Origin of the sequence: Mixta mediterraneensis, assembly GCF_014946725.1 — a bacterium.
Classification (GTDB): domain Bacteria; phylum Pseudomonadota; class Gammaproteobacteria; order Enterobacterales; family Enterobacteriaceae; genus Pantoea; species Pantoea mediterraneensis.
This window is the reverse complement of record NZ_JACFXY010000011.1, coordinates 1-21,746: the sequence shown is the minus strand read 5'-3', so window position 1 is coordinate 21,746 and position 21,746 is coordinate 1. Positions and strand designations below refer to the sequence as shown.

Below are 21,746 nucleotides of genomic sequence, written 5' to 3'. Positions count from 1 at the left end.
GGATAAAAGATGGATCGTTATCAGCGGCAAACAATGTTGCCAGAGATCGGAGAAGCAGGCCAGCAGCGTTTAGCCAGCGCGCGCGTGCTGGTGGTTGGCGCAGGCGGACTGGGTTCCACACTGCTCCCGTTACTGGCTGGGGCGGGGGTTGGATTTATCCGTCTTTATGATGGCGATGTGGTCGAGTTGCATAATCTGCATCGACAAACGCTGTTTGGCATGGCGGACATCGGTGAGGCTAAAGTAATTTGCGCCCAACGCGCGTTAGCGCAGCGTAATCCCGAATGCAAAGTAGAGGCGGTTCCTGATGCGCTCAGCGCCAGCCGGTTAGCAGACGCGTTAGATGGCATCGACCTGGTTATTGATGCAGCCGATAATTTTGCCATCACTTATCAACTGTCTGATAGCTGTTTTCCGCGCCGTGTTCCCCTGGTGTGCGCATCAGTTTTGGGGCGACAAGGCTATGTTGGGAGTTTTTGTGCAGGCGCGCCAAGTTATCGCGCTCTGTTCCCACAATTGCCTGTCGCATCCGCGAATTGCAATACTGCTGGCGTAATGGGACCTGCGGTAGCCACGCTTGGTGCGTTACAGGCACAAATGGCCCTCAGCATATTGCTGCAGCTCGAACCTTCTCCGCTCGGCTGCATGATCAATTGTGATTTTGTTGGCTGGCATATGCGCCAGTTTCGCTTTGAACGTGCGGAAGAGCCGGAAAGTCCAGGATTCGCTTTTATCGATTCACATCAGCTGAATGATGACGACTGCATCGTCGAACTACGCAGTGTTGAAGAAGCGCCGGTCAGTATTGCCAGCCGTGTGGAGCGTGTGTTGCCCGAACAGCTCGTCAACTGGCAACCGCCGATCGATCGGCGCATCGTGCTGGTCTGTGCCAGTGGCCTTCGTGCTGCACAAGCAGCCCGCGCACTGGAACAGCGAGGCGTTGCTAAACTGGCACTGGTGGCGGATAACAGAAAGCGCTAATACTCCACCGGTAATATAACCAGCACAGGCCATTAGCGTCTTATCAATCCCTATGGCCTTTCTAAATCACTTCCACTAACTGGAAAGTCTCAAATATAAGCTCCATGTCAGGCTGAAAATAACCTTCCTGCTGGAAAAAACGTTGATGCTCGCGCTTCCAGTGATCAAGGCTGAGATCGCCTTCGCCCTCCAGCATGGCCATTTCTGGCGTAACGCGATCAAAGCGCGTCAGGAACAGGCCAGTAGTACGAATCACACATACCGGCTGATTTTCACCGTTGAGGATAATGTTATAGCCGCCTGGCTGTGGTTTAAGCGCATCCGCGCTCCACGACTGTAAAGAGCCGCAACTGGCAACTTTTTTACCGGCAATCACCAGGGCAGCCAGCTGATTAGCTAATTCTGCTGAATCACCAAAAGGCCAGGCAAGCGCGTTGGGGTATATGATTTTTAATTGTTCGAGCATCAATGGCGTCACCCTATCTTTAATGTCAGGACAAGAAGGAAAATGTCCGCCGTATCATTTACAGCGGGCAAGGGCTAATTATGCCAGGATGCGTCTGGCCCAGTCAGCGATATCATCACCACTGCTAATGTCCGGTTGCACTAAGCCGTTAATCATAAAGGTCGGTGACACATGGATACCGTTCTGACGTGCATATTTGCAATGCCACTTAATCTCAGTTTGCAATTCGGGCCGGGCAAAGGCTTCACAGGCATCAATGCCGCTGTATGCTTTCAGACGCGCCACGATCTGATTTGGCGTGGCATCCATATTGGGGCCGCTGCAATGATCGGTAAATTCAAACTCTTCACGACGATCGGCAACCGCTTTCATCACCGCTTTCGCCGCGTCTTTACCCTGTAATGAAGCCGCCAAAATGTAGCGTACAATGACGCCAGAAAACATATGCCAGGGCTGAGACTGAAGGCGAATTTTCAGTGTCATCTTGTCTTCCCCGACTTCGCTTAGCAATGCGTCAAATTTATTAAAGGCGCGTACAGAAAAAGGGCAGGTAGGTTCCAGAAACACTTCGAATACCCTGGGACCGTGTCCCCAAACCAGCGGATCGGTAGTTAACGTGGCATTCTGACTCATGATGATCCCTCTCAGACGTGGTAGTAGGCGTGCAAAGGAAAAGACAAATGTTAGTTGTATCAGGTTGTTAAGTTTACCGGTTAAATGTTACAAAAATTAAAGTAAATACCTTTCCCTTACTAAAACTCAGGTTTAATACAGGACAGAAGGCGTCAAAAATCGGTAAACTCAGCGGATTCAAATTTATGCCCCGGCATCCCGGCAGCGGCAGCCAGAAGCGTCTATAGTTATTGCCATACTTTTCTGCCCTTACGTTGCGACTTTTTTTGCAGCGGATATTTATGTTCATTTGCCCGGAGTTGAAAAGCATCAAAGAGGTTTATTTTGCACACAGATTTGTCCTGGAAAACCCTTCACCAAATTATTAATCAGACCATCGCTGATATGCTGGATGAGCACCAAACGCTGAATGTACTGTCGTTACGTGCAAAACTGAGCGAACTGGCTGAAAGTGAAGATGATGAAATGATGGTGCTGTGCTACTGGCAGGCTAGCAAAATCCTGATGCGTTTGCCGAATACAGTCACCGCCAGCCAGCTAATGAACGCTGCACGTCATGCGTTTCGTACACCGTTTAATTATGATCTGCTTTAACTCCACATAATTACGTGTTTCAGTACGGTGACTCATTTCTATATTGCTGCCCGGCAGGAATCATCGGTGATAACCAGCGCAATACTTTTCGCGATAGCCCGCCGTGTTAAATAGCGCCCACTTGTTCTGCTGTTGATAGACCTCGCCATAAGAATAATCCGATGCGATTTGCCGGTTAATGCCAGCCGGCTTTATTTTTCCTTGTTGTATCAATAGCGTGTCTTTATCAACGCGGTACGCGGATGGCCACCACTGGCCTGAAATCATATTATGGATGCTGTTACACCGTACAATAATCCCATCGGATCCGCGTGATAAATACGTTCTTTAGATTATTACCTATACGTAAAAGTCATTACGTTTTCTGCACGGATTTTTCTGGCGCGGGTGACCATTCAATATTCGCTGACCCGAACCTGTTTCGCACACCTGGGCAGGGTTCTACTTTTATAGCGTCTGGAAGAGAGCACCGGCACCGGGTGTTCTTGATCTATAAGCTCAATACAGAAGGGGCATCCCATTTTTATTCTTCAAAAAAATTTTCTGTCAGGAATGTTTTTCATCCCGTATCCTTATCCGCTAATTTCTTTTTGACGATAGTATTTTTATGGACAGAAAGTTCTACTCTCTTCAGGCTTTGCGTGGTGTTGCGGCGTTACTGGTTTTGCTTTTCCATTACCGCTTTTATCTGCGAGGCGATGATAATAGTGGGACGAGCCTATGGGACGCGCTGTTTGGATGGGGAATCATTGGCGTTAACATCTTCTTCGTTATCAGCGGCTTTATCATGGTTTACACCACTCACCACTATCGTAGTGACTTTAGCTCCTCGAAACGGTTTCTGATAAACCGGGCGGTGCGTATTCTTCCTCTTTATTACTTTGGCTTACTCATCGCCTTTCTTCTGGGCGGGGCAATGAGCACATTCCATTATCCAGAAAAGGTACAGAATTTAATAAGTGCGCTCACCTTTACCGTCTACAGAACCGATGTAACGCCGCATTACATTGATGATGGGGGAATGTATAACATTCGCTGGACGCTTAATTATGAAATCTATTTTCACCTGGTTTTTGGTCTGTGTCTGTTGATAAGAAACCGGTTTATAGCGCTGATAAGCTGGGGAGCATTAGCGACCTGTATCATTCCTGCGATAGCAGGTTTTCAACCCACGCTAAATATTCAGGGCTATCATGTGGAATCGCCACTTTATGGCCTTTTGTCAAACCCCATCATTCTGGCGTTTTTAATTGGCGCGATTGCCGCCTATCTTTATTTTGGCATCAGACAGAAAATCACATCAGTTCATTTGCCGCTGTTCTCGGCCTTGCTTTCCCTGGTGATTTTTCTATACCTTGCATGGGGAATTTACACGCATAATATCAGGGCATTAGACACCTGGAGCTCGGTAATTATCGGTCTTTTTGTGCTTACCCTGACACTGGGCGATTCGGTGCTGCGCAAATTCACTCCGGCGATATTAATTTATCTGGGAAATATCTCTTTCTCGCTCTATCTGTTACATAATCCAGTAGGCTGGGCCGTTTTGAAACGGTTTGAATTTTCAGATGCATCGCCTGTCAGAGCCGTACTGGCAGTTATACTGGCAACTGCCGCATCTATCATCGCCGCACATTTCACTTATCAATATATTGAAATCCGTTTTACGCGCTGGCTGAAAAAGAAACTTCTGCCCCTCTATAACGCTAAAATGGATGCTATTCCTCTGGAAAAGGAGGCCAGATGATATTTCTGGTAAAGAGGTGTCAATGCGGCTCAGAGGAACCCGGTATCTTTGCCGGGTTACGTAGCGCGTTTTTTCCTGCTCCGTGGCTATCTCCAGTTCAATCGCGTCCCGCAGCGGAGCCATTATTTTCTCAGCTTCGGCAGATAAGTGTTTTTTCTTACTGTCTGCCGAATGTATTAACGCCTCGTGCCTTGGCAATCGTTTAAGAACTTTATTATTTTTAAACTGCCAGTTGCCATCAATATCTGCGCATCAGGCAATTTATCCAGTTCAGCTACGCTACGACCTTCTGGATACAGGCAGGAAATATCCTGAGTGATAATGCGGGTCACACCCTCTGCGTCATACATGATTTTTATGATTTCTGGACTAAAGTCATTCTGGTATTCATACCCGTCTCGCCCCTCTTCGGATATGAAAAAAATTGCCCGCCAGAGTGACGGGCAATAACAACCTTACTTACCTTGCTCGTCGCTTTCGCCGAGGAAGAAATACCATAGCGGAATAGATAACAAGCCGGTAAATACCGTGGAATAGAGCAGAATCATCATCGCCTGCGTAAGGTACATCATTAACGACCAGTTGCTAAAAGGGATCTGATATTGCTCGATCACGCCGCTGATCATTGCACGCGCCATGATAGTTCCAACTATCAACGCTAATACCGCCACGCTGCGCAGGAAATAACGCATCTCTTTACGCTTTACGGCAAAACGTGACTGAATGATCGCCAACGGTGATTGCTTGTCAGGCGATACTTCGGCTTTAGGTTGTGCCGCACGGTGTACTTTGCGCCATCGCTGAATATCCAGTAACACAAACGCCAGCAAGCTGATCCCCATCATCGGTAAGGCATAACCCAGCGCCAGTACCAGAATCAGGCTGACACCCTGGGCGTATAACGGCAGGGCGAGCCATGCGGAGGAGAGGGTCTGTGCCGGATTAAGCTGCGGCATTGCAGGGCGACGAATCCACCATATGCGATAGCCCAGCACAATCATGCTGCACAAACCGACACCGAATAGCGCCAGAATCAGCTGGTTAGGCAGGCCGAACAGCACGCCCATATGCGCATCCACGCCCCAGCGCGTTAGCTTAGCCACCAGCGGAAAGGTCGCAAACTCAACGTGATCGACAATGCTAAAGTCATTAGGATTTACCGAAACGGAATCGACCTGACTTGGCCAGCTGCGATCCACTTCAGTTACTGTCCACGCCTGATCGGCTGATTTGGGTTGACGCAATTCCACTTTTGCCGCTTCAATGCCGGCGCTGCGTGCCGCGCTCAGGACGCGATCCCAGTCGGTATTTAAATAATTGCTGATACGCGGGGCCGCCGTTTTTGCAGACATCACCATGCCATCCATTGCGCCGTGATGTTCGGCGTGTGGATCGACAGGCATAGACGCTCCGCTGCTGTTCAGCGCGGTATTAACCTGGGGCGTCAGCCAGTTCAGTTCGCTACGCATTTTATTAATGTTGTTTCCCGCCCACTGCGACCAGGTCAAACCAGTAACGGAGAAAAATACCAGGCCAAGCGCCAGCACCAAACCAAGCGTGACGTGCCAGTGACGCGTCAGGGCAAAACCGGTCCTGGCTTTTTTCGCCTGACGAGGTGGGCGTGTTGTCAACCACAGCACTATTCCCCCGAGTGCTGCCACCCACAACCAGGACGCTGCGAGTTCACTGTAGCTACGACCAGCGTCGCCCAGCAACAAACTGCGGTGCATTTGATCGATCCACATGCGCAGCGGCAACACGCCAGACGTGCCGTACACCGTCATGTCGCCTTTTACTTTAAGCGTATAAGGATCGATAAATACTGAACGGGATTCCGAGGGGCCCAGGTTCGCTGCGGCAAACTGTACGCGGGTGGTGTCATGTATGCCTGGCGCCGGACGCACCGCATAAATATGTACGTTTTGCCCAGCGTAATGACGCGCCGCTTCAATTTGCCTGGATAGCGGCTTTGCCATGCCTTGCGGCTGGGCGGTTAACGCATCACTGTAGATAACATTTTCAAGCTGTGGTGTCAGTACATACAGGGTGCCGGTTAAGGCAGCGACAAAGATAAACGGCGCGATAAACAGGCCGATATAAAAATGCAGGCGGCGAAACAGATTAAGCACCGCGCCGCGTGATGCAGGAGAACGTCTCCGAGATAATGACATAGCCATTCCACACTATTTAAAAGACAGGACAAATCTTCTTGCGCCACAGAGGAGATCAAGAAGTCGGTCAAAAAGCAGTGAAATTAAACACGACAGGCGGTGCGCGGGGGCAATGGTTGCCGGTAACGCGTTTTAACAGCGGCTGGGCAACCACATAAACCGGTGGGGCTCGCGAGACAATCAGCATCAGCCAGGTGGAGGCAACAAATACCCATAGCATCAGCGGCACATGGACCAGTAACTCGCAATAACCGCAGGCGAAGCCTTCATCCATTTTTACGTTATGCTCGCTTTTCGGCATAGCGCTGTGGTGACGCAATGTGGGCATGTCCGTATGCATGGCTGACATATCGTGGGTCATCATCATTCTGTCATGACGCTCAGCGAGGTTCTTCGATACGATCGGCGCAACAAACAACAGCAACACGGCCAGTATCGCAATACAGGCTGTGAATCGTTGTGTCAGATAAGTCGAATACATATGAAGAAGCGTTACTGGTCAGAATCTTGAGACGGGCAGTGTAACGTGTCATTAATAACGGCGCTAAAAAAATGGCACTATTTCTGAAAAGTTTCGCTACTTTTGAGCCTGTTCACTGTATGAAGAGAGTTATTTAACCTAATGATTAACTATAAAGCACAGATGAATAACATTGTGGTCGGGTTAGAGGATGAAAAAATTACATATTTTCGAAAACTAAAGGACAAAAGATGAAAATTGTTACCCTTGATGGCGAAACCTTGCCGCTTCAGCCGCAAAAACCTGAATGGTGCAGTAGCTGGCAATTTCGCGCTAGCACCGCGGTAGACGAAATCGTCAGCGCGTTGACGGGTGCCACCATCGCTATCACTAATAAAGTTCCGCTGCGCGCCGCGACCCTGGCGCAACTTCCTGACCTCCGTTACATCTGCGTAGCGGCAACGGGCTTTGATTGCATCGACCTTGATGCCTGTCGTGAGCGTGGGATCGTGGTAAGCAATGTGCCGGGGTATTCGACGCGCAGCGTATCGGAAGGCGTGATTGCCTTTATTTTTGCGCTGCGCCGTCAGTTAACGGATTACGTCAACAGTACGCGAGCGGTCTGGCCGGATTCGCCGCATTTCTGCGTTCATCGTCAGCCAGTTCTGGATATTGCCAATGCGACGCTGGGCATTGTTGGCAAAGGCGATATTGGCAACGCGGTAGGAAAAATGGCCGCTGCTTTAGGGATGAAAGTCCTGTTTGCCGAGCGCAAAGGCAACAAAACGGTACGAGACGGTTATGTTAGCTTCGATGAAATGCTGACGAATAGCGATGTGATTTCGCTGCATTGCCCGCTGAACGATCAAACGCGTCAGCTGATCGATCGCCAGTCGTTGAGCAAAATGAAGCCGCAGGGGCTGCTAATTAATACCGCGCGAGGTGGGCTGATCAACGAAGCTGACCTGGCTTTGGCCTTACGTGAGGGTAAAATTGGTGGCGCAGCGCTGGATGTGCTGAGTAGTGAGCCACCGGATCGTGATAATCCGCTATTGCAGGCCAGCTTGCCGAATCTGCTGTTGACGCCGCATATTGCCTGGGCAAGTCAAAGCGGGGTGCATAATTTGCTGCAGGGAATTGCTGCTAATCTGGCGGGTTTTAAGCAAAACGCGCCGATCAATGTGGTGAGTTAACACTTTATCCGGGATAAACAGGCTCCTTGCCTGCGCATCCCAGTTAATTGTTTCTACAATCATGAGCGATCGCTGTGCTGACTAACCTGCTAACCCCTCTTCCCGAAGCGGCTAAAAATAACGGACAGGAAACCTTTGTAGACTTGCTGAGCCGTCCGGGATTACGTATTGAGCGCATTATCTCCAGCGGGCAAGCGAGCCCGCCAGATTTTTGGTACTGCCAACCGCAAGGCGAATGGGCGCTCGTGGTGCAAGGCAAAGCGGGACTGCAACTGGAAAATGAGTCGCAGGAACGGGTGTTGCGCGCCGGTGATTTCGTCAATATTCCGGCACAATGCCGTCATCGCGTTAACTGGACCAGCACTGTTCAGCCTACGATTTGGCTGGCAGTGCATTACGAAATCCCTTCGTGAATCGCCGCATAACGGTGGCCGTTTGTAAAATTCCGAGACGATTAAAGCCGAGGCAACCGCTTAAGATTGCGGTAACCTCTGGATTTCTTTTGCTTTGTCATGCGCACTTGCGCGGAAATGAGGTTTGGCATGTCTTTTCACTCAGCTTCCCCTGAACCGGGTGCTGCCGTTCGGGCGGGGCGTTTGCAACTGCTCCAGCGATTAATTCGCCGTGATAAAACGTCGGTTGCCGTACTGTTTCTGGCAGCGCTGGTGGGTATTCTTACAGGCTTAGTGGCCGTCGCGTTTGATAAAGCGGTGAAATGGGTAGTTCAACAGCGTCTGGGCTGGCTGGCTAACGTCGATAACCACTGGTTTATTTATGGCGGGTGCGCCTTTTTTGTCTCTGCGGTTTTAGCTGCGATTAGCTATTTTCTGGTGCGACGTTTTGCACCAGAAGCGGGTGGTTCGGGTATTCCTGAGATTGAAGGGGCGCTGGAGGAACTTCGGCCGGTGCGTTGGTGGCGAGTATTACCGGTAAAATTTTTTGGCGGATTAGGCGCGCTGGGTTCGGGTATGGTACTGGGACGAGAAGGGCCAACGGTGCAAATCGGTGGCAATCTGGGACGTATGTGCCTGGATATTTTTCGTATCCGTTCGTCTGAATCACGCCATACCATCCTGGCTACTGGTGCAGCAGCGGGCTTATCTGCGGCCTTTAACGCGCCGCTGGCCGGCATCCTGTTCATACTTGAAGAGATGCGCCCGCAGTTTCGGTATAGCCTGATTTCGATTAAAGCGGTGTTCGTTGGCGTAATCATGTCGAGCATCGTATTTCGCCTGCTGAACGGCAACGAGGCCATCATCAATATTGGCTTGCTGAAAGATGCGCCCACCCCAACGCTTTGGCTTTATCTGATACTGGGCATTATTTTTGGGGGCTTTGGTGTAGGGTTTAACCGATTGATCTTTGCAACTCAGGATCTGTTCCAGAAGCTGCATCAGGGATGGATTACGCGCTGGGTAATAGGTGGAGCGATACTCGGTGGCTTCTGTGGCGTACTGGGTTTAGTTGTACCGCAAGCAATAAATGGGGGAATTGGGCTGATCCCAGATTTCGCGACAGGTCGTTACACCGAGACGGCGCTGTTTCTGTTATTCGTGCTGCGTGTTGTCGTCACGCTTTGCTGTTTTGCATCGGGCGCGCCGGGCGGTATTTTTGCCCCAATGCTGGCCCTGGGGACGCTATTTGGCACCTGCTTCGGTCAGATTTGTGTTGAGCAGTTTCCGCATTATCATCTTGAAGCCGCTACTTTTGCGGTAGCGGGGATGGGGGCGTTGTTTGCTGCGTCGGTACGCGCGCCACTGACCGGGATCGTGCTGGTGCTGGAAATGACCAACAATTATCAGCTGATATTGCCGATGATCATTACCTGCCTCGGTGCCACCTTAGCGGCACAGTTCTTTGGCGGAACGCCGCTATATTCATCCTTACTGGCGCGCACTCTGGCTAAAGAGCAGAAACTCGATCCTGATGCAGTGGTGAAAAACTAAATTTGCTTTGCGCTGCCTGCCAGCGGCGCGAGCAACATTTGCAAGAAGCTCAACCCTACCAGAACCGTAAACGGTAGCGTCCAGTTGCCGCTATGGTCATGCAGCACACCAAAAAACAGTGGTCCGAGCGCGGCTAAGCCATATCCAACGCATTGCGCCATGCTGGATAACTGTGAAGCCTGACGATGATGTCGAGCGCGTAGATTAAACAGCGACAGGCATAAAACCAGTGATGCGCCTGCACCCAAACCCGCCAGCGTCAGCCAAATGATCGCGAGCTGCGGTTGTAGCAGCAAGCCTGACATACCCAGAAAAATCGCTAATGAAGCGACAAATGCCGTTAATCTGGCGTCCCGGACCTTTTTCAGCACCATCATGCAGCCGAGATTGGCAACAATCGCAATGGCCTGATACCAAAACAGCAGCCAGCCGGCCTGCGCCTGACTGAAACCCTGAGTTTGTGCATACGGCGTAAACCAGTCGATCAAGGTGTAAAACGCCAGCGACTGTAACGCCATAAACAGTGCGATTTGCCAGCCGATCACGTTTCGCCACGGGTTGCTGATGGTAAGATCCTGATGGCTCGCCGCTGATTTTGGTTGCTGATGACGATGACGCAACAGCGGCAACCAGACAATTAACGCAACCATGCCTGGCACCGCCCACACGCCCAGTGACAGACGCCAGTCGGCATCGGAAAGCTGCGTCAGCGGCACTGAAATACCGGAGGCCAGACTCGCGGCAATCGACATGGTTGCTGCATATAAGCCGATATATTTAGCGGTATGCTCGGTGAAATCACGTTTGATTAAGGGCGGCAGCAAGACATTCGCCGAGGCAATGCCTGCGCTAAGCAGTAGCGTACCTGACCACAAAGCGGTCTCACTGGCGCTCCAGCGGATCACCGTGCCGAGGGTAACCAGGCTGAGCGCTCCCCACAAACTACGTTCCAGCCCAATGCGATTACCCAGCGCTGCCGCAACCGGCGCTAAGGCCGCAAACAGAATCAGGGGGATAAAGTTGAACAACCCTGCGGCGCTGGCGCTGAGGTCAAAAGCGAGACGAATATTCTGTAGCACCGGTCCAACGGCGGTAATGGGCGCGCGCAGATTAGCAGCGGTCAGCAGCAAAACAAAAAGGAAAAATCCAGAACTGGAAATAACGGATGAAGATTTACCAGGTGTTTGAACAGGCGTCATTGTACACATCATCAAGAGCAGCAAGGCTGCAGGTGGTGCGTTGGTTGACGTTAACGCTTACGCATCAGATTCGATGTCTGCACGCTACTCTAATGGCTGAACGGTACAGTGTAAACCCTTGATAAATACCAGTGTGAATAATATATGAAAGCAACTTCGCGGCTATTCCGCCATTTCAGTTTGGGATAAAACATTAAATTACAGAGAATTGAAGACAGATGTTTCATCGTGAAAAGTGAAAATGCGCCTCGCCGCATTTGGGCAAACCGCCGGTGCCAGTAACCTGGCGCCGGCGATTTGTGATTATCAGTGTTGCCACGCAGCTAATCAGTGAAACTCAGGTTCAGGAAAGTGACCGCAATCGGTTTGATTAGGATTGGAGCTGGGTTGACAGGTTTGTTGACGCGTTTCGCCCTTCGGTACCGGCTTTTCCGGTTCCCATGGCGAACTACAGGCTGTTAACGCAGTAATAAACAAAAACAGGGGGAAAAAACGCATATCCGCTCCTTGTTGGGGTTTTGAGAGAGCAAACAAACGTCGGTGGCCAAAAAAGCATCCAGAAGACCAGAGGCGTATCGCCTAAGTGTGACCGGTGAACGAAAAATGTCAATTAAAACAGAGCAAACATTAGCGCGACTGGAAAACTCATGGGCCAGGTTGCGCCGACCAGAAATGCGCTCAGCAATTTGATGCTGAATTTATCTTTGGCAATGAAGTAAGTGATAAGCGCTGCGATTGATGCGACGACGGCGTAAAATACCAGCATATGTTGATAAAGGGTCATTTCTTTCTCCGCAGCGTTAACAGGATTTGCGCCGCGCATAATGCGAAATTTCGTGATCCAGATCAAGTAAAAAGCACGTTTAGCCACTGATTAATGTTGCTAAGCGCGGTAAGGGATTTTGCATGCGTTCACAGGCGATTTCAGCCTGAAAGACGGCTGTGATAGTTGCCTAAAAGCCAGATGCGGCGCTATTAGCAGTCATTTAACCCTGGTGGCGAATGGCAGCAATACCATACGGATTTCCAGGCGTATTTAACCGCTATAATAAAGTTGCCGTGAAATCGGCCCAAGAGAGGGGCAAGATTGCATAGCGCGTAATGCTGTTCGCACGCTTAATAGCAGAGCACCCATGGGCGCTCTGTTTATGTTTAAGCCTGCGGCTCCAGTTCGGTCTTAATCCAGCCGGGCTCGCGTTTGTCGAAAGCTTTATAGGCATCAACAACGTTACTCATCGGCTCGACTTTCGTCAGCACGTCAACCGGATCGATTACGCCGCTGCGGGTCAGTTCCAGCAGATGCGGAATAATGGTGTGATGATTACAGTTACCCATTTTCATTGTCAGGTTCTTATTCATCGCCAGGCCAATCGGAAACATTTCCGCAGCCGGAGGATAAACGCCAATAATACTCAAGCGACCCGCTTTTTTCACGCTGGCTATTGCCCACTCCAGTGCCTGTGTTGGCGCATCGCCTGGTATCCAGTTGCCGTCGTGCGGATGCGTTTCTGGAGCAACCTGTTTAACTTCCTGCTGGAATTTATCCGCTTTTTTCTCTGCTTCATCGCTGGCAGGACCATGATGCGCATGCTGGCTATCCACACCGACAGCATCAATAACGCAGTCTACACCGGTGCCGCCGGTAAGCTTTTTCACCGTGGCAACGGGATCTTCATGCTCAAAATTAATGGTGAACGCGCCCTGACGTCTTGCCATCGCCAGGCGATCTGCATGGCAGTCAATGGCGATGACGCGTGCTGCACCCATTAATAACGCGCTGGCAATAGTAAATTGTCCTACCGGACCACAGCCAAATACAGCCACAATATCGCCACGGCAGATTTCCGCCATCTCCGCGCCAAACCATGCGGTAGGGAAGATGTCACTGATCATCAGCGCTTGTTCATCGCTCACGCCATCAGGAATTTTCACCAGTGTATTGGCGGCATACGGGATACGCGCTTTTTCAGCCTGCAAACCATTTATCGGGCCGGTAGCCTGGGGACCGCCAAAGAAACAGGTTCCCGCTTCCGGGCCATTAGGGTTGGCATTGTCACACTGCGCGGTATGACCGGCGCGACAGGGCGGACATACGCCGCACGATACTGTTGAGCAAACCACCACACGATCGCCGGGATTAAAATTGCGCACTTCATCGCCCAGACTTTCAACGATGCCCACGCCCTCATGGCCGAGAATGGTGCCTTGTTGCATATTGCTGAAGGTGCCCCGGACAAAATGTAAATCCGTCCCGCAAATAGCCGAAGCGGTGAGTTTAATTACCGCGTCCGTCGGTTTTTCTATTTTCGGGTCAGGTACGTCATCCAGTCGAATATCGCCAACAGCGTGCCAGACTAATGCTCGCATATTTTCCTCCGATAAATTTACATTGCGGTTGAGTTTTACTCGTAGATTAGAACAGCGATCAGTATAGGACTGGATTTGACTGTTCTTACCTGATTAGGTTAAATTCGAATAAAAATCAGGTAATTATCTTTTTGGGATTTGTTAGTAAATATAAATCACGTAATGCTCGATAATTTAAAATAACTAAGCGGTTGAAATTTATTAATTATTTAAGCGGTTCACAAAGCGAAGCGGAAGCGGGTCATCTTAGCTTTTATTTCATTCTTAATTAACGAGAGCGCAAGAAAATTGCAGAACAGGTAATAAGCGCTATCCTCAAAGACATAACTTTACAATAACTAAACGTCAGCAGGACGCTGAAAGCAATGTCGTTAACGAGGCAGAATATGAGCGAGTATACTTGCACCATTATTTATAATGGCGAAGCGTTAAGTGGAGCCGTGGACCAACCATTAATAGATTTTCTTGAGCACCACGGAAAAAAATTACCGCACGTTTGTTATCACCCGGCCTTACCGCCGTTGCAGACCTGTGATGTTTGCTGGGTTGAAGTAGATGGCAAGCAGGTGCGTGGCTGCACCTTAACCACCCAGGAAGGGATGCAAATCAACAGCCAGACAGCCACCTCGCGCGCCGCGCAAGAAGAGGGCATGGATCGTATTCTCAACCGCCATGAACTTTATTGCACCGTGTGCGAACACAATACCGGTGACTGTACGCTGCATAATACCGTCGCAGATATGCACATTCCCATCCAGTATTATCCCTATGAGCGCAAACCCAGTGTAAAAGATCACTCCAATCCGTTTTATACCTACGATCCAGACCAATGCATTTTGTGTGGGCGTTGCGTAGAAGCTTGCCAAAACGTTGAAGTCAATGAAACCTTGTCGATCGATTATACCGCCGAGCATCCGCGTGTGTTATGGGATGGTGGGACAGAGATTGCCGGTTCCAGCTGCGTAAGTTGCGGACATTGCGTTACGGTTTGCCCCTGTAACGCCTTGCTGGAAAAAACCATGCAACCCGATGCGGGACCGTTTACTGCTATGCCGCAAAAGGGCTTTGTTGAATAAATCGAACTTTTGCTGAGTTGAAGGATCAGATCACGCATCCTCCCGACAACACAGACCGTTCCGTGGCAAAGCAAAAGTTCAAAATCACCAACTGGCCCACCTACAACAAAGCCCTCATCAACCGTGGCTCCCTCACTTTCTGGCTGGACGATGAAGCGACTCATGCCTGGTATGAGTCGGCAACGCCTTCATCACGGGGAAGACCTCAGCGCTATTCTGACCTTGCCATCACCACCGTCCTGATGATTAAACGCCTGTTCCGGCTGACCCTGCGGGCTGCGCAGGGTTTTATTGATTCCATTTTTGCCCTGATGAACGTTCCGTTGCGCTGCCCGGATTACAGCAGTGTCAGCAAGCGGGCAAAGTCGGTTAATGTCTGTTTCAAAACACCCACCCGGGGTGAAATCGCACACCTGGTGATTGATTCCACCGGGCTGAAGGTTTTTGGTGAAGGCGAATGGAAAGTCAAAAATCACGGCAAAGAGCGCCGTCGTACCTGGCGGAAGCTGCATCTGGCCGTTGACAGCAGAACACATGAAGTCATCTGCGCGGACCTGTCTCTGAACAACGTCACGGACTCAGAAGCTTTCCCGGGTCTTATCCGGCAGACACACAGAAAAATCAGGGCAGCCGCAGCAGACGGCGCTTACGACACCCGACTCTGTCACGATGAACTGCGGCGCAAGAAAATCAGTGCCCTCATCCCGCCCCGAAAAGGAGCGGGTTACTGGCCCGTAGAGTACGCAGACCGTAACCGTGCAGTAGCGAATCAGCGGCTGACCGGGAGTAATGCCCGGTGGAAATGGACAACAGATTACAACCGTCGCTCGATAGCGGAGACGGCCATGTACAGGGTAAAGCAACTGTTCGGAGGTTCACTGACGCTGCGTGATTACGATGGTCAGGTAGCAGAGGCTTTGGGCATGGTGCGTGCGCTGAATAAAATAACGAAGGCTGGTATGCCAGAAAGCGTGCGTATTGCCTGAAAACCCGGTCAGCTACAGAGTCACTCGTCCTGAAGCTGATTTATTCAACAAAGCCCTTTCCTGAGTCATAGGCGCGTTTCAGTTCTGGTTTCATGCCATTCCCCGAGCGGTTTTCAAAAAGTTGGCAAAGCGGTCCAGCGCAATACGCCGCATGGAGATCTCATTTTTCTTTTCGCCCATCTCTGCAAAAGTTTGATCGCAACCTTCAGGAATGAAAACGCAGTCCCACTGGAAGCCGCGTGTACCGGCGGGCTTCGGCGCGATAGTGCCTCGAAGGTCGCCAGAAAACTGATACATTTTGCGACCATCGCAGTAGCCCAGCACGGGTTTCGCCGTAACCTGTTGACTATCCAGACCCTGTACCAGCGCAGTAAAGCGTTCGGCGTCTAAGCGGTTCCAGAAAATACGCGTTAGTCCCGCCGGTAAGCCATTTAAGCCGTCCAGATATAAACCGGTGTGCTCGACAAACAACGGGCGGCCAATAATAGAAAAGGCTTTGGTTAATTTGTCGCGAACCAGTTCCAGCTCATTTTCGGTTTGAATTTCTTCAATACGGCGGGCGATAGGCAAAACGTCAACCCCAACAGGCTCAAGGATTTTGCGGACCTCCGCCAGCTTTTGCTCGTTGGCAGAAAGAAATCTGATTTTCATGCTTCTTCCAGGTTAAGTGAGCTGCCAGATTGTTTTTTTAGAATATTGTAAAGCAGAATAAATCGTTAACGCTGGAGAGTGTAGCGCAAATCGCCAGGCGAAGAGGGAGCACAACGGAAGCGACCATACTGCTTTTGACTAATAAACCGTACCCGGTAAAAGCCTGATGCGTTTTTTTTGCTTACTGTTAGCGTAGCAGGAATATCGATCAATAATTTGAATGAGTTAGCCGCAATCCTTAAATGCAGGGCCAGATTATCTGAGGACATCGCATCTGGCGTGGCAGAATGTCTTACGCACCTTCATAAAAACGCCTCCGAAGAGGCGTGTTTTCATGGCGTTCGCTAAGCGGCAATTAGAAGTTGTAGCTTGCAGTCACCGTAAAGTTACGCGGCTCGCCGTAAACGATGCTAGTGCCAACGTTGGTATCGTACTCTTTGTCGAACAGGTTATTCAGATTGCCCTGCAAAGACAGGTTTTTCGTAACCTGGTAGCGAGCGAACAGATTAACCAAAGCATAACTGCCTTGAGTCGCACGCCAGGTGCCGTTACCTGCTGGAGCGCCCACATCCTGCCAGACATGCGTCTGCCAATTGACGCCGCCGCCCAGGGTCAGATCCTGCACCATTGGCAGGCGATAGCTTGTGAACAGATTGAATGATGTGCGTGGAAGTTGCGGGTTGACCGCTTCTCCATCACGTTGTTCAGCAATATAACGCGTCCCACCGAACGTCATCTGCCAGTTATCGGTCAGCGCACCATTGATTTCAAACTCAATACCACGGCTGACAGTACCGCTCTGCCCTATATAGGCCGTTTCAGTGGTTCCTGCAATCACACGGCCTGTACTTTGCGCTACGTTATCCAGTTCGGCGCGGAATACAGAAACAGACGTTGTCAGACGGCTGTTAAACCAATCAGATTTAATCCCTGCTTCATAGTTTTTTCCGATCACAGGTGAAAGGTAGTTGCCATTGCTATCGCGATAATCCTGCGGCTGGAATACCGAGGTATAACTGGCGTAGGCCGACCAGTTTTGGTTGATGTCATAGATCAACCCACCGTAAGGTGTGATGTTGGTCTTTTCCATCTCATCGGTCATCGTGGTGCGATTCCAGTTGGTATAGCGGGCCCCCAGGATCAAATGCAGTGGGTCCGCCAGAGAAATGCGCGTCGCGAGATAAGCCGATTTTTGACGGGTAATATTACTGTCAGTGCTCTTCGTACGTGGAGACCAGTCAGTTTCACGGAATTGACCGGTGTAATTGTTATAGTTCCCCAGCATGTCTGGAGAAATATTCTCGAACGCACTGTAATAATTATTTTCCTGGCGGTTATAACTAATCCCGGTCATTAATTCATGCTGACGACCAAAAAGCTCATAAGGACCGCTGGAAAAGGCATCTAAGCCATCAACTTTACGTTTTGCAGTGTTATAACCGGTGCCCCCTACCGCATCATAATTGGAGGAAGCAGGATATTCATTTATGCCAATGCCAGTGTTCTTGTCGAAATAACCGCTGACGTACATCATCTTGCTGTCCATAGTCATTTCGTTATGGGTACCATTCAGCGTGATGTTCCAGCCGTTATCAAAGTTTTGTTTCAGGTTAACAAAGATTTTTTTGCTTTCTTTATCGTTGTATGTCCAGTCAGGTGCGGTGTTGAAACCACGCCGGGAATGGATCTGACTGCCATCGGTATACCAACGCGGCGCACCGTTCCACATTGGGCTGTCGGCATTAATCTTCTGAAATTCGTAACCAACGGACAACGTAGTCGAGTCGGTCAGATCGGCATCAACCACACCATAAACAAACTGTTTTTTCGCACCATAACGCTCAATAAAGCTGTTATTGTCCTGGAAGCCAGCAACCAATCGGCCACGCACATTGCCTGATGCGCTCAGCGGGGCCGAAAGGTCGGCAACATAACGTTGTTTATCCCAGCTGCCATAACTGGCGGAAATATTGCCGGTAAAATCGCGACTGTCAGCGTGTTTCCTCACCATGTTAATAGCGGCAGACGGATTCCCCGGACCGGTCATCAGGCCGGTTGCCCCGCGAACCACTTCAATACGCTCATATAAAGCCGTATCGCTTTGTGCGTCTCCCAGATTCCAACGCGAAGCAAACACGGTCGGAATGCCTGTGGTATTGCTTAACACCTGCCCCAGCGATTGCAGTTGCTGATCTTCCATGCGCTGCTGGCTGATGATGCTCACCGACTGCGGAATATCACGCAAGGTGGAAGTCAATTTAGTTCCCGCACGGGTTACCGGCACGCTGTAATCAGTCTTTGTGGTATCCGCAACGCCGCTGTCCTCTGACGCACTGACCAGCATAGTCTGATTATCTGTCGCAGCTGATGTCGTGGTTTCTGCCGCACGCGCAGGGTTAGAGCAAGAAGCCGCGATGACAACCGCCAGTAGCGAGAGGCGCAGGGGGTTATGTTGCACAAGCGCAGCCGTGTGCACAGCAGTTTCCCTGACGCACTTAACATCGAAAGACATCGGTAGTTCCTCATTTATATTTTTGATTTTCTGCCACTGTTCACGGCCACGCTTTCTGCCGGAAGAACCTGATATGCCCCCCTGCCTGCTTCTTGATTTATTCAGAGATGCCTTCCCTCAGTGCGCTGGCGTGATGTTATTTGTAAAGCAAATGAGAAATATACGCATTGTCATTATCATTGCAAGAATTTGTTAACAACCCATGAAAAATTTCTCGAAACCTTAATGGACAAAAACTGATTGATAAAGAAGGATTTTTTTCAAACTAAGGTGTTTTTTTGAAACCAGGAGCGTGAAAATTGTTTTAATGGTATTAAGATAGCGACAAGATTTTGCTGGTTTTACTTAAATACGAACATACAACGCTGCGCAAACCGGTGAGAAACAGCACACACCAGCTTTGCATTTGTATGTGTGGAAGCGTTGCTGGCGTTCAACAAGGCAGGCATTTATAGATATAACCCCTTCGGGTTAACGCTATTTCAAATAAGCCAGAAAAAATTTTCCCAGAAAAATAAACATTCATTACAAACCGTTATTAACTTTTTAAAATTTGAGACCGTGCTGATTATTTTTGAGCCGTCCGCACATTATTTAAAGCAGGCATGATACCAGTGAGGATTCGGTTAGCGGTAATAGATGAATATTGCACCATTCTACTTGTCTCACTGGGCTAGTGGCACAATCTGTCCATATTTTATGGATACTACGGCAGCACCCATACGCAGAACTACAGGTTGCACTGCATGTTTACTGGCCGCGTGGCGTTATTTTCTGTATACCATTCGTATGGAGCTTTGCCGTTCTGTCTTAAGCGGTAAAATATATTTTGTCCATATGGCGATAATTTAAACGGCACTACAGCGAGCCATATTTTTAAAATCTTGCCTTTTTATGCTAATGCTTAAAAATCACATTTGTGCCTGACGTAGCAAATAACACATTTCACCCCTTCTACATATTTCCTTCTCAACCTATTTTCCGTAAACTGACGTGCTTTATGTATATTCGTTTTAAATTTAAGGATTAATCGGTAATGCTCCCAACTTACTGATTTAGTGTATGATGGTGATTTTGAGGTGCTTGCGTGGCTTCCATTTCCATCAGATGTCCTTCCTGCTCCGCTACTGAAGGCGTGGTGCGTAACGGCAAAAGCACTGCCGGACATCAGCGCTATCTCTGCTCTCATTGCCGTAAAACATGGCAACTACAGTTCACTTACACCGCCTCTCAGCCCGGTACGCACCAGACAATCATTGATATGGCCATGAATGGCGTCGGATGTCGCGCCAGTGCACGCATTATGGGCATTGGCCTCAACACGGTTTTACGTCACTTAAAAAACTCAGGCCGCAGTCGGTAACCTCGCGCATACAACCGGGCAGTGATGTGATTGTCTGCGCTGAAATGGACGAACAGTGGGGCTACGTCGGTGCTAAATCACGTCAGCGCTGGCTGTTTTACGCGTATGACAGGATACGGAGGACGGTTGTGGCACACGTCTTCGGTGAACGCACTCTGGCCACACTGGAGCGTCTTCTGAGCCTGCTGTCGGCCTTTGAGGTCGTGGTATGGATGACGGATGGCTGGCCGCTGTATGAATCACGCCTGAAGGGAAAGCTGCACGTTATCAGCAAGCGTTACACTCAGCGCATTGAGCGACATAACCTGAATCTGAGACAACATCTGGCAAGGCTGGGACGGAAGTCACTGTCGTTCTCAAAATCGGTGGAGCTGCATGACAAGGTCATCGGACATTATCTGAACATAAAACACTATCAGTAAGTTGGAGTCATTACCGGATTAATCAATGAGTGATGCGCTAAAAGCGTTGAATAACCTACGTACATTACGTGTTCAGGCCCGTGACGTTGATATTGATACGCTAAATGAAATGCTTGAGAAGCTTTCGGTGGTGATCGCTGAACGTCGCGAAGAAGAAGAAGCGGCGCTTGCGTCTGAACGAGAAAAAGCCGATAAGCTCGCAAAATATAAAGAAATGCTGTTAAACGATGGCATCGATATTGCCGATTTATCCCGGTTGGTTTCGGTTGAAGGGAAAACTAAAACCAAAAGAGCACCACGTCCCGCTAAATATCAATATACTGACGAAAATGGTGAAACTAAATTCTGGACCGGCCAGGGCCGCACGCCTTCTCCCATCAAGAAAGCACTGGAAGCGGGCAGTTCACTGGACGATTTTATGATTTAAATTTTATCGCGGCGCTTATCCAAGGCGCCGCGCTGTTTTATCCTGTTGCGCATACCATAAATAATACGCTACGTAGCCCGCATTCTATCCGTGATCACCCACTGTCACTCAGCCGTTTTTCCGGTATGGGTGCAACAGTGTTACGTTCAGCGCTTTCTGCTACTAGAAAATTTTTTACATGCTAAATTAATAATATGCATGTAGAAAACCATACGTTACCAAACGCTCTAAAAACAGAATATAACAGGTTAATATAAAAGGGTTTTATACAGGGAAAAGAAATAACGCTGAATTCTTCAGCGTTATTCCATCAGACGCATCATTGATGCTTCATTAAGCAAAAAATTTCCTATCTTCAAAACAATGCTGTCGTGAGATACAGCTTTCACGCCTGAGAATCCTTGCAAATATGTTTAATAACATTCTGTCGCTACCGATGTAAAACTGGCCCACCTGCCGATGTAAATCTGACCCACCTAGGGTAAAAATGGCAGTTTTAAGGCACTGCCAATGATGACATTGGAGACCAGAGTGGAGATTAGTGTTTTACAC

At 49.5% G+C, this 21,746-nt stretch carries 18 protein-coding genes and 2 pseudogenes; 10 read left to right on the top strand and 10 right to left on the bottom strand.

The window, feature by feature from the left end; genetic code table 11:
* Positions 1–9: 9 nt before the first annotated feature.
* Positions 10–981 carry a HesA/MoeB/ThiF family protein gene (locus H2P46_RS17470; RefSeq protein WP_193406173.1) on the top strand — a complete coding sequence of 324 codons (972 nt, stop codon included), beginning with the start codon at positions 10–12 and terminating at the stop codon, positions 979–981.
* Positions 982–1,042: 61 nt separating this feature from the next.
* Here the strand turns inward: H2P46_RS17470 and H2P46_RS17465 are convergent, their stop codons facing one another.
* Entirely contained in the window at positions 1,043–1,447 is a 405-nt protein-coding gene (locus H2P46_RS17465; protein ID WP_193406172.1) for an ASCH domain-containing protein, read from the bottom strand.
* Positions 1,448–1,525: 78 nt separating this feature from the next.
* Entirely contained in the window at positions 1,526–2,080 is a 555-nt protein-coding gene (locus H2P46_RS17460) for a DsbA family protein (RefSeq protein WP_193406171.1), read from the bottom strand.
* 324 nt (positions 2,081–2,404) lie between these two features.
* Between H2P46_RS17460 and H2P46_RS17455 the strand changes: the two genes are divergently transcribed.
* On the top strand, positions 2,405–2,674 hold the full coding sequence (locus tag H2P46_RS17455) for a hypothetical protein (RefSeq protein ID WP_193406170.1): 270 nt from the start codon (positions 2,405–2,407) through the stop codon (positions 2,672–2,674).
* A 607-nt stretch (positions 2,675–3,281) separates the two neighbouring features.
* A complete protein-coding gene (locus H2P46_RS17450; protein WP_193406169.1) occupies positions 3,282–4,421 on the top strand; it encodes an acyltransferase family protein in 1,140 nt (379 codons plus the stop codon).
* A gap of 18 nt (positions 4,422–4,439) precedes the next feature.
* Here H2P46_RS17450 and H2P46_RS23455 read toward each other — a convergent pair.
* The 3 genes and pseudogenes from H2P46_RS23455 to H2P46_RS17435 all read right to left on the bottom strand — a co-directional run.
* Positions 4,440–4,664 (bottom strand): annotated as a pseudogene (locus tag H2P46_RS23455) (tail fiber assembly protein); the annotation flags it as partial.
* A 212-nt stretch (positions 4,665–4,876) separates the two neighbouring features.
* Positions 4,877–6,592 (bottom strand): DUF2534 family protein, encoded by a 1,716-nt coding sequence (locus tag H2P46_RS17440; protein WP_193406168.1) that lies wholly within the window; start codon positions 6,590–6,592, stop codon positions 4,877–4,879.
* A 67-nt stretch (positions 6,593–6,659) separates the two neighbouring features.
* Entirely contained in the window at positions 6,660–7,073 is a 414-nt protein-coding gene (locus H2P46_RS17435) for a DUF2946 domain-containing protein (protein WP_193406167.1), read from the bottom strand.
* Positions 7,074–7,303: 230 nt separating this feature from the next.
* Between H2P46_RS17435 and H2P46_RS17430 the strand changes: the two genes are divergently transcribed.
* The 3 genes from H2P46_RS17430 to clcA all read left to right on the top strand — a co-directional run bounded on the left by H2P46_RS17430 (position 7,304) and on the right by clcA (position 10,191).
* Positions 7,304–8,245, top strand: a complete 942-nt coding sequence (locus H2P46_RS17430) for a D-2-hydroxyacid dehydrogenase (RefSeq protein WP_193406166.1) — start codon at positions 7,304–7,306, stop codon at positions 8,243–8,245.
* Positions 8,246–8,319: 74 nt separating this feature from the next.
* Positions 8,320–8,658 (top strand): cupin domain-containing protein, encoded by a 339-nt coding sequence (locus H2P46_RS17425; protein ID WP_193406165.1) that lies wholly within the window; start codon positions 8,320–8,322, stop codon positions 8,656–8,658.
* 129 nt (positions 8,659–8,787) lie between these two features.
* Positions 8,788–10,191, top strand: a complete 1,404-nt coding sequence (gene clcA / locus H2P46_RS17420; RefSeq protein WP_193406164.1) for a H(+)/Cl(-) exchange transporter ClcA — start codon at positions 8,788–8,790, stop codon at positions 10,189–10,191.
* On the opposite strand, the gene H2P46_RS17415 is transcribed toward clcA, so the two are convergent.
* From H2P46_RS17415 to H2P46_RS17405, 3 genes are all read right to left on the bottom strand, one after another.
* Positions 10,188–11,390 (bottom strand): CynX/NimT family MFS transporter, encoded by a 1,203-nt coding sequence (locus tag H2P46_RS17415; protein ID WP_193406163.1) that lies wholly within the window; start codon positions 11,388–11,390, stop codon positions 10,188–10,190. The genes clcA and H2P46_RS17415 overlap by 4 nt on opposite strands.
* A 610-nt stretch (positions 11,391–12,000) precedes the next feature.
* Positions 12,001–12,174, bottom strand: a complete 174-nt coding sequence (locus tag H2P46_RS17410) for a GhoT/OrtT family toxin (RefSeq protein WP_193406162.1) — start codon at positions 12,172–12,174, stop codon at positions 12,001–12,003.
* Between the two features lie 368 nt (positions 12,175–12,542).
* Positions 12,543–13,757 carry a zinc-dependent alcohol dehydrogenase gene (locus tag H2P46_RS17405; protein WP_193406161.1) on the bottom strand — a complete coding sequence of 405 codons (1,215 nt, stop codon included), beginning with the start codon at positions 13,755–13,757 and terminating at the stop codon, positions 12,543–12,545.
* Positions 13,758–14,143: 386 nt separating this feature from the next.
* Here H2P46_RS17405 and H2P46_RS17400 point away from each other — a divergent pair.
* Positions 14,144–14,815: pseudogene (locus H2P46_RS17400) on the top strand (2Fe-2S iron-sulfur cluster-binding protein); the annotation flags it as partial.
* A gap of 35 nt (positions 14,816–14,850) precedes the next feature.
* Complete coding sequence (locus H2P46_RS17395) at positions 14,851–15,819, top strand: IS5 family transposase (protein WP_193403199.1); 969 nt, start codon at positions 14,851–14,853, stop codon at positions 15,817–15,819.
* A gap of 90 nt (positions 15,820–15,909) precedes the next feature.
* Here H2P46_RS17395 and H2P46_RS17390 read toward each other — a convergent pair whose 3' ends face one another.
* Both H2P46_RS17390 and fhuE read right to left on the bottom strand, forming a co-directional pair.
* Positions 15,910–16,470: a non-canonical purine NTP pyrophosphatase gene (locus H2P46_RS17390; RefSeq protein ID WP_193406160.1), complete on the bottom strand. Its 561-nt coding sequence runs from the start codon at positions 16,468–16,470 to the stop codon at positions 15,910–15,912.
* Positions 16,471–16,825: 355 nt separating this feature from the next.
* Positions 16,826–18,982 (bottom strand): ferric-rhodotorulic acid/ferric-coprogen receptor FhuE, encoded by a 2,157-nt coding sequence (gene fhuE / locus H2P46_RS17385; RefSeq protein ID WP_193406159.1) that lies wholly within the window; start codon positions 18,980–18,982, stop codon positions 16,826–16,828.
* Between the two features lie 1,087 nt (positions 18,983–20,069).
* Between fhuE and H2P46_RS17380 the strand changes: the two genes are divergently transcribed.
* Both H2P46_RS17380 and H2P46_RS17375 read left to right on the top strand, forming a co-directional pair.
* Positions 20,070–20,767 (top strand): IS1 family transposase gene (locus tag H2P46_RS17380; RefSeq protein ID WP_239952247.1). Its coding sequence is split into 2 segments (ribosomal slippage): positions 20,070–20,319 and positions 20,319–20,767, totalling 699 coding nucleotides; the frame shifts between segments, so codons are not numbered across the junction.
* Positions 20,768–20,792: 25 nt separating this feature from the next.
* Positions 20,793–21,194, top strand: a complete 402-nt coding sequence (locus H2P46_RS17375; RefSeq protein WP_193406158.1) for an H-NS family histone-like protein — start codon at positions 20,793–20,795, stop codon at positions 21,192–21,194.
* The last annotated feature ends 552 nt before the right edge of the window (positions 21,195–21,746 follow it).

What these genes read in the sequence shown, in the direction of transcription:
- H2P46_RS17470 (WP_193406173.1), top strand. Translation starts at nt 10, where the DNA reads ATGGATCGTTATCAGCGGCAAACAATGTTGCCAGAGATCGGAGAAGCA.
- H2P46_RS17465 (WP_193406172.1), bottom strand. Translation starts at nt 1,447, where the DNA reads ATGCTCGAACAATTAAAAATCATATACCCCAACGCGCTTGCCTGGCCT.
- H2P46_RS17460 (WP_193406171.1), bottom strand. Translation starts at nt 2,080, where the DNA reads ATGAGTCAGAATGCCACGTTAACTACCGATCCGCTGGTTTGGGGACAC.
- H2P46_RS17450 (WP_193406169.1), top strand. Translation starts at nt 3,282, where the DNA reads ATGGACAGAAAGTTCTACTCTCTTCAGGCTTTGCGTGGTGTTGCGGCG.
- H2P46_RS17440 (WP_193406168.1), bottom strand. Translation starts at nt 6,592, where the DNA reads ATGTCATTATCTCGGAGACGTTCTCCTGCATCACGCGGCGCGGTGCTT.
- H2P46_RS17435 (WP_193406167.1), bottom strand. Translation starts at nt 7,073, where the DNA reads ATGTATTCGACTTATCTGACACAACGATTCACAGCCTGTATTGCGATA.
- H2P46_RS17430 (WP_193406166.1), top strand. Translation starts at nt 7,304, where the DNA reads ATGAAAATTGTTACCCTTGATGGCGAAACCTTGCCGCTTCAGCCGCAA.
- clcA (WP_193406164.1), top strand. Translation starts at nt 8,788, where the DNA reads ATGTCTTTTCACTCAGCTTCCCCTGAACCGGGTGCTGCCGTTCGGGCG.
- H2P46_RS17415 (WP_193406163.1), bottom strand. Translation starts at nt 11,390, where the DNA reads ATGACGCCTGTTCAAACACCTGGTAAATCTTCATCCGTTATTTCCAGT.
- H2P46_RS17410 (WP_193406162.1), bottom strand. Translation starts at nt 12,174, where the DNA reads ATGACCCTTTATCAACATATGCTGGTATTTTACGCCGTCGTCGCATCA.
- H2P46_RS17405 (WP_193406161.1), bottom strand. Translation starts at nt 13,757, where the DNA reads ATGCGAGCATTAGTCTGGCACGCTGTTGGCGATATTCGACTGGATGAC.
- H2P46_RS17390 (WP_193406160.1), bottom strand. Translation starts at nt 16,470, where the DNA reads ATGAAAATCAGATTTCTTTCTGCCAACGAGCAAAAGCTGGCGGAGGTC.
- fhuE (WP_193406159.1), bottom strand. Translation starts at nt 18,982, where the DNA reads ATGTCTTTCGATGTTAAGTGCGTCAGGGAAACTGCTGTGCACACGGCT.
- H2P46_RS17375 (WP_193406158.1), top strand. Translation starts at nt 20,793, where the DNA reads ATGAGTGATGCGCTAAAAGCGTTGAATAACCTACGTACATTACGTGTT.